Annotated in this window: 10 protein-coding genes; 6 read left to right on the top strand and 4 right to left on the bottom strand. The window is 42.1% G+C overall.

Annotation, left to right across the window (positions count from 1 at the left end; genetic code table 11):
* Positions 1–121: 121 nt before the first annotated feature.
* The 3 genes from V7K41_RS19870 to V7K41_RS19860 all read left to right on the top strand — a co-directional run bounded on the left by V7K41_RS19870 (position 122) and on the right by V7K41_RS19860 (position 7409).
* Positions 122–5785: an ATP-binding sensor histidine kinase gene (locus V7K41_RS19870; RefSeq protein WP_334850899.1), complete on the top strand. Its 5664-nt coding sequence runs from the start codon at positions 122–124 to the stop codon at positions 5783–5785.
* A 201-nt stretch (positions 5786–5986) separates the two neighbouring features.
* A complete protein-coding gene (gene rpaB / locus V7K41_RS19865) occupies positions 5987–6736 on the top strand; it encodes a response regulator transcription factor RpaB (RefSeq protein ID WP_334850898.1) in 750 nt (249 codons plus the stop codon).
* Complete coding sequence (locus V7K41_RS19860; protein WP_334850896.1) at positions 6729–7409, top strand: SDR family oxidoreductase; 681 nt, start codon at positions 6729–6731, stop codon at positions 7407–7409. Before rpaB ends, V7K41_RS19860 begins: the two co-directional genes overlap by 8 nt.
* A 9-nt stretch (positions 7410–7418) precedes the next feature.
* Here the strand turns inward: V7K41_RS19860 and V7K41_RS19855 are convergent, their stop codons facing one another.
* A complete protein-coding gene (locus V7K41_RS19855) occupies positions 7419–7829 on the bottom strand; it encodes a hypothetical protein (RefSeq protein WP_334850894.1) in 411 nt (136 codons plus the stop codon).
* 295 nt (positions 7830–8124) lie between these two features.
* Here V7K41_RS19855 and V7K41_RS19850 point away from each other — a divergent pair, with 295 nt between their 5' ends.
* Entirely contained in the window at positions 8125–9387 is a 1263-nt protein-coding gene (locus V7K41_RS19850) for a flavin monoamine oxidase family protein (protein WP_334850893.1), read from the top strand.
* Between the two features lie 373 nt (positions 9388–9760).
* On the opposite strand, the gene V7K41_RS19845 is transcribed toward V7K41_RS19850, so the two are convergent.
* Both V7K41_RS19845 and V7K41_RS19840 read right to left on the bottom strand, forming a co-directional pair.
* On the bottom strand, positions 9761–10801 hold the full coding sequence (locus V7K41_RS19845) for an SDR family oxidoreductase (RefSeq protein WP_334850892.1): 1041 nt from the start codon (positions 10799–10801) through the stop codon (positions 9761–9763).
* 83 nt (positions 10802–10884) lie between these two features.
* Positions 10885–11178, bottom strand: coding sequence for a hypothetical protein (locus tag V7K41_RS19840; RefSeq protein WP_334850891.1), 294 nt, complete (start codon positions 11176–11178; stop codon positions 10885–10887).
* Between the two features lie 1192 nt (positions 11179–12370).
* Here V7K41_RS19840 and V7K41_RS19835 point away from each other — a divergent pair.
* Together V7K41_RS19835 and V7K41_RS19830 are read left to right on the top strand one after the other, a co-directional pair.
* Positions 12371–13324, top strand: a complete 954-nt coding sequence (locus V7K41_RS19835; RefSeq protein WP_334850889.1) for a ribokinase — start codon at positions 12371–12373, stop codon at positions 13322–13324.
* Positions 13242–15746, top strand: coding sequence for a glycoside hydrolase family 65 protein (locus tag V7K41_RS19830; protein ID WP_334850888.1), 2505 nt, complete (start codon positions 13242–13244; stop codon positions 15744–15746). The genes V7K41_RS19835 and V7K41_RS19830 overlap by 83 nt, the downstream gene beginning before the upstream one ends.
* A 160-nt stretch (positions 15747–15906) precedes the next feature.
* Here the strand turns inward: V7K41_RS19830 and V7K41_RS19825 are convergent, their stop codons facing one another.
* Positions 15907–17445, bottom strand: a complete 1539-nt coding sequence (locus V7K41_RS19825) for a flavin-containing monooxygenase (protein ID WP_334850887.1) — start codon at positions 17443–17445, stop codon at positions 15907–15909.
* Positions 17446–17450 lie beyond the last annotated feature (5 nt).

The following is a 17450-nucleotide window of genomic DNA, read 5'->3' as shown; positions in this document are numbered from 1 at the left end:
TAAATTGGTGATTAATACACTTAATTTTTAGCACATCACAAAATCGCCCTGCTCACTGATAGTAGTAACTCTGTTCTGGGTATACTAAACCATAGAAAGAAAATTATCATAACTAGATGCAATGTTAATAGAATCAAACGAACTATTTATAATACTTGGCTATCGCATTACTAAGCAATTATATTCAGGTAAAAAAACTTTAGTTTATCGGGCTATAAGAGAAAAAGATCGGCAATTAGTTATTTTAAAATTGATGCGTAATGAAGATCCTAGTTTTGCTGAAATTAATCAGTTTCATAATCAATACACCATTACCAAAAATCTTGAAATTCCAGGCATAGTCAAACCAATAAGCCTAGAAAAATACGACAATAGATATATTATAGTAATGGAAGATTTTGGGAGTATTGCCCTTAATATCTGGCAGCAAGAAGAACATAAAAAAGGAAAAACTTCTGTTTCATTGAGTGAGTTTTTTGATATTGCCATTGAAATTAGTGCAACTTTGGAACGGCTACATCACCATCGGATCATTCACAAAGATATTAAACCTGCTAATATTTTGATTCATCCGATAACAGGTAAAACCAGGATCATCGATTTTAGTATTGCTACTCTATTACCAAAAGAAATTCAATTTCTCACAAATCCCAACGTCCTAGAAGGAACTCTAGCTTATATTTCCCCTGAACAAACAGGACGCATGAATCGAGGTATAGACTACCGTACCGACTTTTATTCCTTGGGTATCACCTTCTTTGAACTCTTGACAGGGCAGTTACCCTTTAGTACCACTGAACCGATGGAGTTAATCTACTCTCACATTGCCAAAGAACCGCCAAAAGCCAGCTATATTAACTTCAATATTCCCACAATTTTATCTGATATTATCGGCAAGCTGATGGCAAAAAATGCCGAAGACCGATATCAGAGTGCTCGTGGACTCAGGTATGACTTGGAGAAATGTCAAAACCAATGGCAAGAGAAACAAAATATTACAGTCTTTGAATTAGGAAGTCGGGATATCTCAAATCATTTTGCCATTCCTGAAAAACTTTATGGTCGTCAAAGAGAGATTGAAATTCTACTCACTACTTTTGACCGGGTGACGAAGGGAAACACGGAAATGGTTTTAGTCTCTGGTTACTCAGGGATTGGTAAAACTGCTGTGGTGAACGAAGTCCACAAACCCATTGCTAAACAGCGTAGTTACTTCATCAAAGGAAAATTTGACCAATTCCAACGTGATATCCCGTTGTCAGGATTGGTACAAGCTTTGCGGGATTTAATTGAGCAAATACTCTCCGAAACAGATGCCCAAATTCAACAGTGGAAAACCAAAATCTTATCAGCATTGAGTACGCAATCTCAGGTAATCATTAATGTAATTCCTGAACTTGAAATAATTATTGGCAAACAACCTGTAGCTGCTGAACTTACTGGTAGCGCTGCTCAAAATCGCTTCAATTTATTGTTTCAGAGATTTATCCAAGTGTTTTCTACTAAAGATCATCCTCTGGTGATTTTTTTAGATGATTTGCAATGGGCTGATACGGCTTCCTTGAAGTTTATTCAATTATTAATGGATGAAACTTCTTCTCGCTTTGCTAAGGATACAGAGAATATATCTGAAAGTAAAGGTAGTTTACTACTCATTAGCGCCTATAGGGATAATGAGGTTTCAAATCTACATCCGCTACATTTAACACTACAAGAAATTGTTAAGACAGGAGGAATAATTAATACAATTCAACTCTTACCTTTAAATCAGATTGATTTAAATAATCTAATTGCTGATACGCTGCGTTGTCCAGAAACCATTGCTGTCCCTCTGACTCAAATGGTGTTTTTCAAAACTAAAGGTAATCCCTTCTTTGCATCTCAATTTCTCAAGTTATTATATGATGACGGATTAATTGAATTAAATTTTGATGCTGGTTATTGGAAGTACGATATTACCAAAATTAAAACTTTATCTCTTACAGATGATGTAGTAGAGTTTATGGGCATACAAATAGAAAAGTTGCCCCAAAATGTACAAAATGTATTAAAAATATCTGCTTGTATTGGTAATGACTTTGACTTAAAAACATTGTCACTCGTTAATGAAAAATCTGTAATAGATACTTCATCTGACTTATGGCAAGCATTACTTGAAGGATTGATTATTCCTCAGAAAGATGGTTATAATTTTGCACCAGAAAATGATAGACAACTATTAAGCCTTTCAGCTAGAGAATCAGAAAATTTATCAACGACCAATTCCCAACTCCCCAGATATAAATTCGTACATGACAGAGTTCAGCAAGCAGCTTATTCTCTAATTCCCAAAGACCAAATCAAGCAAATACACTTAAAAATTGGGCTACTCCTCTTGAAGAATACCCCAGTTGCCGAACGTGAAGAAAATATTTTTGAGCTTGTCAATCATTTCAATATTGCAGCTGAATTTATCACCCATCAAGCTAAACGTAATGAGTTAGCTGAAATGAGTCTAATTGCTGGACGTAAAGCTTTAATATCAACAGCTTATTCTTCGGCACTTAAGTATTTAACTACTGGAATTGAGCTATTAGCAGATGATAGTTGGGATACTAAATATAATATCACCTTAGCTTTGTATAATACGGCAGCAGAAGCCGCATATCTCAATGGTGATTTTGAATATACAGAAAAATGTGTCCAGGTTGTGTTAGTAAAAGCGAAAACTCCACTAGATCGAGTGAAAGCTTATGAAGTTGAAATACAGTCTTATGGTGCACAAGGAAAAGAACTGGAAGCTGTCCATATTGCAAAAACCTTTTTGAAAACTTTAGGAGTAGAGTTTCCTACAAATCCCAGCCAAGCAGATATTCAGTTAGCAATAGAGACAACATCTGCAAAATTGGCTAATAGATCCATTCAAGACTTAATTGAACTGCCGGAAATTACAGAAGCGCAACCACTGATAATCATGCGTATTCTATCTAGTACAATTGGTCTTGCTTATACAGTTGCACCGGAATTATTACTATTTATTATTCTGAAACAGATCAATTTATCAATTAAATTTGGTAATTCTCCTTTGTCTGCTTTTGCGTATGTGATGTATGGAGTAATGTTGTGTGGGGTAATAGGAGACATTGATTCTGGATATAAATTTGGAAAACTAGCTGATAGTTTGTTGCCTAATTTCCAAAAAAGAGAAGTAACTGGCAAGGTTATGGAAACATTTAATCATCTTGTCAGACATTGGAAAGAGCATCTGAAGGAAACATTGAAACCTTTACTTGAGGCTTATACTACTAATCTTGAAGTAGGAGATATGGAATTTGCAGCTTATGCTCTTTATGGTTACTCTCAACATGCATACTTTACAGGACAAGAACTAATAAAACTTGAACAAGATATAAAAATATATAGCAAGACTATTAAGCAAATAAAGCAAGAAAGAGTATTTTATTGGAATGAAATATTTCGGCAAACAATCTTGAATCTTCTAGGAGATGTTCAAAATCCGCAGAGTTTAATCGGTGAAGTCTATGATGAAGATAAAATGTTACCACTTCATCTGAAAGCTAAAGATGGAGTAGCACTTTTTTTCCTATATTTTTGCAAACTTCACATATCTTATCTGCTGGCTAATTACTCTCAAGCTCTTAAAAATACAGTCATGGCAGAAAAGTACTTATATGCTGGTGTCGGTATGTTCGTGACTGCTCAATTTTATTTCTATGATTCATTGACACATCTAGCAGTATATTCTGATTTCGATGAATTTGAACAAAAAGAAGTCCTTCATAGAGTGACAGAAAATCAGAAAAAAATGCAAAACTGGGCAGATCGGGCTCCCATGAATCACTTGCATAAATTTTATTTAGTAGAGGCGGAACGACATCGAGTTTTTGGTCAATATATTGAAGCGATAGATAATTATGAATATGCTATTTCCCTTAGCAAAGAAAATGAGTACATTAACGAAGAAGCTCTTGCTTGTGAATTAGCTGCTAAATTTTATCTTGAATGGGGCAAACAAAGAATCGCCCAAATATACCTCACTGATGCCTACTATTGCTATGTTCGCTGGGGAGCATTAGCCAAAGTTTATGACTTACAAAAACGCTATCCTCAATTACTTCTTTCCATGCAGCAAGAAGAACTTAGCTATTCTTACAGTGAAAAGAATCTACCTGAACTGAGCCTACATCTATCTACACTTAGCAATAAATCTACTCTGGTGACTAATGAAACTGTCATTGGCTCTAACACTAGTATTTCAGATATGTTAGATTTAGAAACTGTCATTAAAGCTTCTCAAGCAGTGTCTGGAGAGATTGAATTGGAGGCACTACTTTCTACTTTAATGGAAGTTGTGATGGAGAATGCCGGAGCTTCTAAATGTGTGCTGATATTGAGTGAAGCTAATAACTTAGACTTAACTGTTACTGCAATTAGTTCTGGTTCCACTTTTAGAGATACTCACACAGATTTTTTATCTATTCCTTTAGAATCTAGCGATCTTGTTCCTATCTCTTTGATTAATTATGTTAAACGAACCCAAGAAATATTAGTAATTGATGACATTAAAGCTAAAGCTTATTTTGCGGTAGATAGTTATATTAACCGTGAAGAACCAAAAAGCATATTATGTATTCCGATGCTTAATCAAGGTAAATTGCTGGGGCTGATTTATCTAGAAAATAATTTAACTACAGGAGCATTTACACGCGATCGCCTAGAAGTTCTCAAACTATTAACTATCCAAGCTGCAATTTCTTTAGAAAATGCCATTCTCTACAATAATTTGGCTGAAGCGAATGAGCAATTGGAGGAATACAGTCATATACTAGAGGAAAGGGTGGTAGTAAGAACAGCAGAACTTAACGAAAAAAATCAGCATCTGCAAGCAGCTCTAGAAGAATTACAAAGTACCCAAAGTCAATTAATTCAAAGTGAAAAAATGTCTTCTTTAGGGCAAATGGTGGCGGGAATTGCCCATGAAATTAATAATCCGATCAATTTTATTCATGGTAATATTAATCACGCCAGTGATTATGTTCAAGAATTGCTAGATTTGATTAATATCTATCAGCAAGAATATCCCCATCCCTCAGCAATTCTAGAGCAGAAAATTGAGGAAATGGATGTACAATTCCTGAAAGAAGACCTCCCAAGGGTTCTCGATTCTATGAAGGTAGGAAGTTCCCGTATCCGAAATATTATTCTGAGCTTACGTAATTTCTCTCGTCTAGATGAATCGGAAATGAAGCCTGTAAATATTCATGAAGGCATCGACAGTACCTTAATGATTTTGCAGCACCGACTCAAGGAAAAGAGCGTAGACGCATTCGCGGAGCGTCTCGTAGAGAAGCGGCTTGTCGATAGACATCGCCCAGAAATTGAGGTCTTTAAACAATACGCACAACTGCCGAATGTTATTTGCTATGCCGGTCAACTCAACCAAGTGTTTATGAATATTTTAAGTAATGCGATCGATGCTTTAGAGGACTACAACTATGAAGAAGATTCTCCCAGAAAAAATCCTCAGATTCGTATTCGTACTGAACTAGGAGAAGTAAACACGTTGAAGATTCGGATTGCTGATAACGGTTATGGTATGACTGCACAGGTGCAGCAGAAAATATTCGATCCATTTTTTACCACTAAAACAGTAGGAAATGGTACGGGCTTGGGGTTGTCAATTAGCTATCAAGTGGTAGTGGATAAACACAAGGGTCAGTTAAGCTGTAAATCAACTCCGGGAGAAGGAACTGAGTTTGTGATTGAGATTCCAATGCAACAGTGAGACAAGCTACCGTTACTGAAAAATTTGGCGTTGCATAATGGCGGGATGAATCATTGCAAAACTGGAACATCCCAAATAGATAGCTTACAGCGATCGCTTCTCGATCGTTCTCTAGAAGTCAAGATTGTTTTGCGTTTTTGAGCCTTAATAAGCGGATAATGAAGGTTTAAGAGTTTTCGCCGTCAAGGAGGATTGAGAAACTTGTCAGGACATAAAGGAAAGATCCTGGTAGTAGACGATGAAGCCAGCATCCGCCAGATTTTGCAGACACGTCTTGAGATGATTGGCTACGATGTAGTAAAAGCAAAGGATGGCGAAGAAGCTTTGTTAGCTTTTCGTCGAGAAGCTCCAGACTTAATAGTTTTGGATGTGATGATGCCAAAACTGGATGGTTATGGTGTCTGTCAAGAAATACGGAAACAATCGGATGTACCAATTATCATGCTTACAGCTTTGGCAGATGTCGCAGAGCGAATCGCTGGACTGAATATAGGTGCTGATGACTATATGACCAAACCTTTCTCACCCAAAGAACTAGAAGCCCGAATTGCCTGTATACTTAGGCGACTTTTACAAAAAACCAGTGTCAATGTCATTGATAATTCTAGGCTAATCCATCTGGGCAATCTCAAAATCGATACAAGTAAGCGGCAAGTCCATAAAAATGAGCAGCGCATTCGCCTGACAGGTGTGGAATTTAGCTTGCTAGAGTTATTGGTCAGTCATTCTGGAAAAGTTTTTTCCCGATTAGAAATCTTGCAGCAACTATGGGGCTTTGTACCAGAGATTCATGCAGATACCCGTGTAGTAGATGTGCATATCTCCCGATTGCGGACAAAAATAGAATCTGACCCAAACTTGCCAGAGTTGATCGTCACAGCAAGAGGTAGTGGTTATTTTTTCCCACGAATTATTTCTAAGAGAGCAGGAATAGCAGAAAAATATGACTAAGCTCATCTTAATTACAGGTATCAGCAAAGGTCTAGGTTATGCGATGACCGAGAGTTTTATTCAAGAAGGACATACTGTTATTGGTTGCGCTCGTTCATCAGATGCTATTGATAAAATACGCCAGAAGTTTAGTGCGCCCAACGATTTCACATCTGTAGATGTGGCAAATGAACAGCTTGTAAAAAAATGGGCAGAACACGTACTTCAAAAATATGAACCGCCAGATATAGTGATTAATAATGCGGCAATTACTAATTACCCAGCACCTTTGTGGGAAATACCATCCGAAGAATTTTCCGATCTAATAGATATCAATATCAAAGGAGTAGTAAATATAATTCGTTATTTCGTACCAGCAATGGTAAAAAACAAACGGGGTATTATTGTTAACTTTAGTTCTGGCTGGGGACGTTCTACTTCAGCCCAAGTTGCACCATACTGCGCTTCCAAGTGGGCAATAGAAGGATTAACTCGTTCTTTGGCACAAGAATTGCCAACTGGTATGGCAGCTATACCTCTTAATCCAGGGATTATTCATACAGATATGCTCTCTATTAGCTTTGGAGAAGAAGCTGCTAATTATACACCCGTGTCCGATTGGGTGTTGAAAGCTGTGCCATTTATTCTCAAGTTAAAACCAAAAGATAACGGAATTCCTTTGACTGTACATTAACCCTGAATCTCAATTGCGATCGTTGCGATTAGGTGCTGACAGTTGAATCATCTCAGAAAAACGTGAATATTTAACCGCATCGTTAGGGGGATAATCCGCTGACACTGCAAGTAACCCAATTTTTATATCCTCAAAATAAATCACACCCCCAATACGTCCTTCAACTTGGAAAGCTCCATGAAAGAAACGATACGCAGCTATGTAGATCGAGAAAAAGTCAGTAATCTTTATTGCCCTGCCAAACATCTGCTGACAAGTTTTTTGGAGGACAGCATCTAAATATTCATTATAGGCAGGCTCACCCAGGTCAGTAAATTCCGGCCGATCCGCAAAACGATCCATATAAAATAACCAGATGCAGGACAAGTCTGCGTCATTCGTCAGTTTTTGCTTAAGTTCCTGCAATCGGTCGATTTTCATAGTGTGGATATTGAGGAGATGGGGCGAACAGACAGCACTGTTAAAAATCTACCACAGCGATCGCACTCCAGCGACCTTTGCCATGTTCCGGCCCATCCGTCCGAGTCCAATCATTCCAAGTTCATCCTTGCAACTCTCAGATATGCATAGAGTGGATACTCGAAAACCTTAAAAATAACACTCCGGTAGATAGAAGAGACAGCCAATAGAGTATGCGACATTACGATAAAGAATTTCTCAGAAAAGACAATTGATTTGATTTGGGCAAAGGTATGTAGCAGGATAATGATGACCAATGAGCAAACGAGTAACTGTAATTGGGGCTGGGTTGGCAGGGCTGACGGCTGGTTATGAACTGGTTCGTGCTGGGTTTGATGTGCAAGTGTTTGAAGCCCGCGAACGAGTTGGAGGACGAGTCCAAACAGTTTTTTTGGGAGAAGAACAGCATGGCGAATTGGGTGCAGAGTTTGTCGATGATAACCATACAGCATTGATATCCTATGCCACTCAATTCGACCTCAAGCTTGAGTCTGCCTTTAAGCTTCCAGATGACCTCTATTATTACATTGATGGTAATTTTTTTACTCATAAAACGCTCTTGTCTCAACAGCAAGCTTCTTTAAATGATGTATATCAGAAGTTAGATCGATTATTGGAACAGCTTGCCGATCCTGCCCAAACATTAGCTCAGTGGCTGACTGCACAATCGATTGCTCCCTTTGCCTGCAAAGTTGTTCGTCAGCAATCCTATGGAATGTATGCTGCCGACCCGGAGGCCATTGGAGTTGGCTTCTTTGCTTACAGCGGTACTTCTGGCGATCGCAGTCTGCGAATTCAAGGTGGTAGTACTCAACTTGCAACCGCACTTGCTCGCTTTTTAGGCGATCGCATCCATCTAAACACCCCAGTTGTGCGGATTCAGCAGCAAGAACAAACTATTGCCGTGAGTCTAAAAACTCTTCACGGGCAGGTTGAAGTTTTTAGCGATTGGATTGTTGTCACTATTCCTTGGAGTGTCTTGCGTCATTTGTCCATTGAAGTTCCGCTTACACAGGCACAACGAGAGGCAATAACCTACTTGCCTTATGGAACATCAGTTAAGACCTTACTTCAGTACTCCAACCGTTTCTGGCAGCAATCCAGTTTTGGGCTGCTTGTGGGAGACACACCTTATCAAACTATCTGGGAATCTACCCTAACTCAAGGAGGTGAAGCGGGAATTCTTGCTTGTACGAGCAGTGGGACACCTAGCCGAAATGTTGCTGGACACCCCGTTGAGTTTGCACAACAAACAGTATCTGCGCTTTACCCAAATGCTCCTAAAGTGCTCGCAACTGCAACTCATGACTGGAGTGCCGATCCCTGGTCGCAGGGATCTTACTGCTACTTCGCTCCTAGAGACTTGAAAAGCTGGCGTTCTGACTTACCGTACTCCGCTGGACAAGTCATTTTTGCAGGAGAACATACTGCTCCCGTTGAATATTGTGGCTATATGGAAGGAGCGATTCGCAGTGGACAACGAGCAGCAGAGCAAATTTTAGCTTTCGCTATTACATGAAACGCAGATTTTCTTTTCTTTTTTACGGTTCAAATGGGGCTGTGTTCAATCACACTCCCCTTTTTTTCTTGAAAATCTAAAAAGCCGACGAAGATTAACAAAGAGATGAGAATCAGAATTAGGCGCGATCGCATTGGGGACTTCCAGAAAATAAATTATCCAATAATGAACAGCGAAGACGATGATTCAAAGTCTTCCTTTTCTGCTGATATCAAGTCCGGTTAATCACTTATGATTACCGCATCTGTGCAAAAATCCCAAAAGCCTCTTTCTCCCTGCCCCCTGCTCCCAGCAAAAACTACGGTCTAAATGATAAGTCTTTACCCGGACATGATATGACACAGCGATGGGATAATTTATTTTTTGTTAGTCCCTAAGGATTCCCGCTTCCACCCGCCGCACCGTACACTTGCCCGGTAGCATAGCTCGACTCCTGTGAGGCAAGGAGCACGTAGATAGGGGCAAGCTCCGCTGGCTGTCCGGGACGTCCCATCGGTGAGTCACCGCCGAACTTCTCGACTTTACTCTGCGGTTGACCGCCGCTGACCTGGAGCGGTGTCCAGTAAGGTCCAGGTGCGATCGCATTTACACGGATGCCCTTTTTAGCAAGCTGCTTTGCCAGTGACTTGGTAAAGGCTACCTGCGCCGACTTGGTTTGTGCATAGTCGAGCAGGTTCTCACTAGGGTCATAGGCTTGGACTGAAGAGGTATTGATGATACTTGCACCGGAACTGAGGTGCGGCACAGCAGCTTTGGTAATCCAGAACATCGCGTAGACATTCGTCTTGAACGTTGAATCGAACTGCTCGGTCGTGAGATCGAGAATTGAGTCAACAGAATGCTGTTTACCAGCGTTGTTGACCAGAATGTCCAGTCCGCCGAGTTCGCGCACGGCGGATTCGACGAGCTGATTGCAAAAGTTTTCGTTCCGAATATCGCCGGGAATCGCCACCGCCTTGCGTCCTGACTCCCGAATCAGTTGGATCACTTCGCGGGCATCTGGCTCCTCGGCAGGGAGATAGTTGATCGCAACATCAGCACCTTCACGCGCAAAGGCGATCGCTGCTGCCCGACCGATGCCAGAATCACCACCTGTGACGAGCGCCTTGCGTCCCACTAGCCGTCCAGAGCCCTGATAACTTGTCTCACCGTGATCGGGTCGCGGGGTCATTTTGCTGGCAAGACCGGGTGGCTCTTGCGGTTGTTGCGAAAAGGGCGGACTCGGATATTGCTTAACTGGGTTCTGCTTGACAGACTGGTTGGGTGTTTCCTGTTTGGGTGTCACTTGTTCCTTTGCTGGGGTAGATGTTTGTTGTGCGAAGACTGGTACCGTTTGCGCTGCGACAACGCCAATGGATAGCCCGCCGAGAACTTGACGGCGTGAGGCTTTTTTGAAGATATCTTTTTGTTCCATATTAGGTTTCTTGACTTGGATTTCGCTCCACTGAATTGATTTGAAAGCAGGTTATCGGCAGATCCGCAAATGCCAGGGCAGATTTAGCCGAAGCATCTGCAATGAGACTGATAGAAATTGGCATCAAAGCAAAGCGCTATGGAAGAACGGGCTGACCGCCAGTAACGGGAATCACCGCACCCGAAACATAACTGGCTTCTTCCGAAGCGAGCAGTACGTATATCGGCGCAACTGCTGGTTGCGCGGGACGCTTGATTGGAACCTGCTGCCCGAACTGTGTCACCTGTTCGGGAAACGGCGGCTTTGGTCTTTGTGACTGTAGGTTCTGTGAGGTCATTAACTCTCCTTTCAATCCGGGTCAAAAAACTACAATGCATTTGTATCGCTGCTCTTGTTCAAGCAGCTAGCGCAGCATCTGTTGTAATGCTTCTTAGAGGATGTTTGATTCTTTGTTCTTGCTAGTTAACAATAAACTATGTATCCTTTTACCCAACCTCTAACTACAGAATGAGATTAGTTGTAAATTATTGCTATGTGTTTCCAAATACAAATGTATTTAAAGAAATTGAGAATTACCTCATGGGAAACCTATCTAAAGTAATGCTTAATCAGACTTCGATACAAAACTTTAGCTAGATATATAGCAGTCCTAAATTATTTGTGAAATATTTTTGGAGTTGGCTGTCATTAGTCATTAGTCATTAGTCATTAGTCATTAGTCATTAGTCATTTGTAATCACAAATGACAATAGGACAGCGAGTAAGTTGGTATGTAACCTGTCAATCGTTTCTAATCATTGCCTTTTCATCAGGGATGAGTAATTACAATGTCTATTTTAGGTTAGGCATAGGTTTCATACTTCCTACACTTGGCATTATTACCTCCAGATTGATAAAGCCTTCTATTGATGGAGCGATCGCCATTATCAATAAATGGGGAGTTAAGGAATATGAAGTGCTGCAAAATGAAGATTTAAAGAATTTTAAGATCGAAAGGGCATACGAAAAGGTAAAGTCTAGCTCTCACAGATAAGTTGAACAGAGAACGGACATAATACAGAGATAAAGCCTTAAGTTTGCCAAACTTGTTCCCGTTGTTTTTATCTACGGATGGATCTGTCTTTGTCTTCTAGGTGTCGCTGTCAACCTGAAATTTTAAAGCAAACATTAAATCCACCCAATCTAGTCGGGCTAAAGCAAGTATTAAGAATATCAAAGGCGATCGTTCCTTTGGGACTCATTAAAAAATATATTGAGTGGGAGTTTCTTTTAGTTCACAGATTTCTTTAGCGTAAATGCAGACCCTAAAGAATGACCCTACCTTTTGGCTTAAATCGGAATCGGTATAAGGAGCAGCTTGCGATCGTGAGTGCTTTGGAGTTGACTGAAGCTAAATGCTTGTATTGATAGGAATTGTAAGCAGCCGCACTAAATAAAGCATTGACTTAAGCTAGATGCTTGTCATGTTAGGAAACGGTTTAATGCAAATAGTGAGATTGTCTTCGCAGTCTGGCAACTGACAATCTCCATTGAGAGATTAACTATCGAATCCTAAAGACACAAGACATTATGAATCAAGGAAGCGTCATATCTCTCGGCAGCGTTAATGCTGATTTCCAGGTACGAGTCGATCGCCGTCCAGACCTAAGTGAAACGCTCCTTGCTAGTGATTTTCTTCAACTGAGTGGAGGTAAGGCAGCCAATGTTGCCTATCTCGCTCGCAAACTGGGTCTTCCTGCTATACTTATTGCTCATCTCGGCGCCGATACGCTGGCAGAACAGGCGCTCAAACCCCTCCGGGAGATAGAGGTAGACCTGAAATATGTAAGTGCGGTCGAGGGCGAACCGACAGGTGTTTCCATGATTACCGTGCCCCCCGATCGCAAAAAGGGAATTATTTTGGCTGGAAACGCAAATAACATCTGGACAAAGGAGGATATTGCCATTGTGCGAGATGCGATCGCCAATGCACCTACTGGTTCAGTACTGGTTGTCGATTACGAGATTGCGCCATTTATTGTTGAACCTGCGATGAATGCTGCATATGAGCGAGATTTTCCGGTAATTCTCGATCCATCTCCAGCCGCTCGTGTGGAGCAAGATTTGTTCTCACAGGTGACTTATCTGGTTCCAGATGCAGGGGAAGCAGAGAAATTAACTGGCATCAAGATTGATTCGGTGGATTGTGCGATTCAAGCCGCATATCGTTTTTTAGATCCAGGAGTCAAGAATGCTTGTGTGAAGCTGAAAGACGGAGGCTGTGTACTGATTAACCATGAGCAAACGCTGCATATTCCCCCCGCAAGAGTGGATGTTGTCGATGCCACAGGAGCGGGGGATGCGTTCGCGGGCGCACTGGCTGTGGCGGTACTGGAAAGGCGATCGCTTCAGGATGCTGCCTGTTTTGCAACGGCGGCTTCCCACGTTACAGTAACTCGGTATGGTTCTCAACCAGCCTATCCGACGCGATCGGAAATTGATTCCATGTTTCAACGACTCACACCCCAAGCTTATGTTCTTTGATAACAAAACTTACGACTCCAAAGATGCTTGGAGCCTTGTTTTTGCCGGGTACGATCCAAAAGATGAAGGTCATCGGGAGGCACTCTGTGCGCTGGGTAATGGCTATTTTGTCACTCGTGCGGCGGCGATCGAGGCGACAGCCGACGAGATCCACTACCCTGGAACCTACCGAGCAGGTCTTTATAACCGCTTGGTAACTTGTATTGAAGGTGAAGCGTCCGATGATGAATCCCTTGTCAATTTACCCAACTGGCTGCCGCTAACATTTCGCATTGATGGCGGAAATTGGTTTTCTATTGATGCGGTTGAAATTCTGACTTACCGCCAAACGCTGGATCTCAAAGGTGGAGTTCTGCATCGTGAGATAAAATTTCGCGATCCCCAGGGACGAGAAACCACGCTGGACGAGCAACGGTTTGTCAGTATGGCTCAACCCCATCTTGCCGGATTGCAACTTCAGCTAACCGCCGAAAACTGGTCGGGTAAACTAGAAATTCGTTCAGCGATCGACGCACAGGTGACGAACAACAATGTCAAACGCTACGAACCTTACAATCAACAACATTTAGAGCCATTAACAACTGAAACCATTCAACCAGAGGCCATCTGGTTGATGGTGCGAACCAAGCAGTCTCGAATCGAGATAGTTGTGGCGGCGCGTACCCGTGTTGTTGTGGGTAGTCATGAACTAAATTTGTCCCGAACTGTCGATCGCGAAACTGCACAAATAGGAGAAAGGTTGCAGTTTCAGATTGAGCGGGGTGCAGCGATCCAAATTGAGAAAATTGTTGCCCTCTATACCTCCCGTGACCACGCGATCGGCGAAAGTGCTGAAGCCGCAAGGCAGGCAATCCAGGATGCTCCTAGCTTTGCCGAACTGCTAATTGCTCATCAATGTGCCTGGAAACGGCTCTGGATGCGCTGTGATATTGAGCTTGAGCCAGTGGAAAATTTACGGACATTACGGCTGCATATCTTTCATATCTTGCAAACAGTTTCACCTCATACAGCAGATTTAGATGTAGGAGTTCCCTCACGGGGCTGGCATGGCGAAGATTATCGCGGACACATTTTCTGGGATGAAACCTTTGTACTGCCGTTTCTGGCCTGTCGCTTTCCAGAAATCGCGCGATCGATGCTGTTATATCGTTACCGTCGTCTCAGTGCAGCAAAAATTCTCGCTCGTCAAAATGGTTATAAAGGTGCAATGTTTCCCTGGCGCAGTGCTAGTACCGGACGTGAAGAAACACCCCGTTTTCAGTTCAGCCTGCTTTCAGGGCATTGGATGCGCGATCGCACAAACTTGCAGCATCACATTAACGCTATCATTGCCTGTAATCTGTGGCGCTACTATAACCTCACAAACGATCTTGCCTTCCTGATGGACTACGGGGCAGAGATGATGGTTGAGATTACCCGCTTTTGGGCGAATATTGTCACCTATAATCCCGATCTCGATCGCTACGAAATTTGCGGTGTGGTTGGGCCTGATGAATATCACACCGCTTATCTAGATGCCAAAACTCCCGGCATCAACAATAATACTTATACAAACGTCATGGCAGTCTGGACGCTCTGTCGAACGCAGGAAGTCCTTAATTTACTGTCACCTTCCTGCCGTCGTGAATTCTGCGATCGCCTAAACCTGAGTCAAGAAGAAATCAACCAATGGGATATTGTCACCCGGAAGATGCACGTAGTTTTTCAAGACGACGGTATTTTAAGCCAATATGAAGGGTTCGATCGCTTGCAAGAATTTGATGTCCAGCCGTTCTGCGATCGGCAGTTTAATTTAATTTTGGAGGCAAAAGGGGATGATGTCAATCGCTATCACGTTAGCAAGCAAGCAGATACTGCGATGCTGTTCTTTTTACTGTCTGAGACAGAATTGACAACATTACTAGAGCGTAATGGTTATTCCTTTAATCGGACACAAATGCAGCAGACGATCGCTCATCATCTTCAGCATACAGTGCATGAGTCCAGCCTCTCCCGACTTGTGTATGCTGGGGCGCTTGCCAGATGCAATTGCGAAAAATCCTGGCAGCTATTCATGGAAACGCTGTTTGCCGATTTATCGGGGGCGAGTAGTGGAGAGACAAAAAATGGCATCCACTTGGGAGCAATGGCAGGCACACTCCATCTTCTTCAGCACCATTACCTTGGGTTACACGCTTGCGGCGGTAACATTTGTCTCAATCCATCCCTGCCAACTTCACTAAAGCGATTTCGCGTTAGCCTTCAGCATCAAGGGAACGATTTAGAAATTGAAGTCATTGACAGTCATCTGAATGTAACAGCATCGCCAATTAACTCATCATCCGTCCAAATTGTTTGCTGGGGTGATGTGATGGATTTACAACCTGGTACTTCAATTACTTTCAACCTGCTAGATTCGGCTTCCTCAGTTAAGAGCCATTGAATGATGTAAATTTTGAGATTAAGAGTCACTCTCAAATATACAGTTGTTATCTTTCACTAGGAAGACGCGATCGCACAACTGCTTCTGTAGGATGGTAAGAGTTGAAAGCTTGTAATCGATATCAACGAATGCTTCTCAACTCTACACTTGCCGCAATGGGCTACGCCCCGCCGGAGGCGATCGCAAAATCATTGAGAGATGGATGTTGTTTTTGTTTTGCTTGTAATTCCTCGCCCAGATGCTTGTAGGCAGATGGATCTATTGGCATCAGAAACTCCCCAACCAAGTTCCCTGGTTGACGGCGGCTACTCAGACCCATATCCTGAAGCAATTCATCAATGTAATGGAATGTAAAAGGAGTTACACATGCTCCACTGACGAAAGCATAGGGTCTATCTTTCTTTCTCCATTCCAACTCTGCTGTAACATCATCTAGCATCTGTTGCGGGGATGGTAAAGCTAAATTCCCTTTGACATACTCTGATAACCACCTAGCACCAATTTCTGCTGATAACTGGGCACAGAAAGTATAGTTATAACCAACAAAACCCATCTGTGGAATATGGGGGTGAATTAGATGGCGGTAAAGATGGATAGTGCCTTCCTGATCAAATACGTGTCTGTGGTATTTCTCTTCTAAAAAAGGGATATCCTGAAGAAATCCTGTGCCAAAGACAACAACATCTGCCTGTATTTTATCGCCGTTATCCAATTCGACGCCACTAGCAAAAAACTTGTGGATTTTTGTCTTCACAGCACGAATTTTACCTGCGCGTACATATTCAAAAAAGCCTTTAGGTACTAAACCGATACTACAACCAATTAATTTGTTCATCGGTTGTTTGGGCACCATTCCACAAGCATCAAGGGGAAATTGTAAGCGCAGGATAGTCTCATTTAGCCGCCAGAATGCCCACACTAGTGGCTTGCCAAAACTATGCAGCCACTTTTCCCACCCTTGAAGTTTATGATAGGGCATCCAAATTTCTGCAAACCGAGTCAGGAAAATATACTTGATGTTCAACAGACCGAGAAAGAAGTTGGGAACTTTCCACAGCGCTTGACGGAAGACAAGGGTACATTCCTTGGCCTTGCTAGCTGCGAGATTCGCTAAATCGGTGGCTGACTTGCCAAAACCGACAACAACCACTCGCTTGCCCTCAATTACAGAGCCGTCGTTAAAGTCGTTAGTATGTATTACCTGCCCTCCGGCGGCAATGAACTCTTCCATCCCCGGCAAGTTAGGAATGTAGGGAATATCATAAGTGCCATTGCACACAATCACAAAGTCGAACTCGTAATTTTGTTTTCCGATCTCCTTACCATCTTCTTGAAAGCTAACACTAACAATCCATCTAGGAGTATTTCCTGATTTGCGCTCCACTTTAGTTACTTTTGCACCGAACTGAATTTTTTCTGTGACCCCAAAGTGTTGAGCGTAGGATTCAAGATAAGCGCATATTTGCTCTGCTGAAGGCCATTCTGGATAAGAGGCAGGCATAGGATAGTCTGAGAAAGCATAGGTGTCTCTAGGATTTTGGATCGATAGTCCTGGGTAAGTTCTCGACCTTTCCCACACACCGCCAAGTCCCTGCCGTTTCTCGAACAATGTCACTTCGTAACCTTCCTCAAGAAACGTCTTTGCTGAGACTAATCCACTGACTCCAGCCCCAATCACGCATACTTGTTTCACCGTCATCTTGG

The organism is Nostoc sp. (assembly GCF_036917415.1).
GTDB lineage: Bacteria > Cyanobacteriota > Cyanobacteriia > Cyanobacteriales > Nostocaceae > Nostoc.
This window is presented reverse-complemented; position numbering and strand designations above follow the sequence as displayed.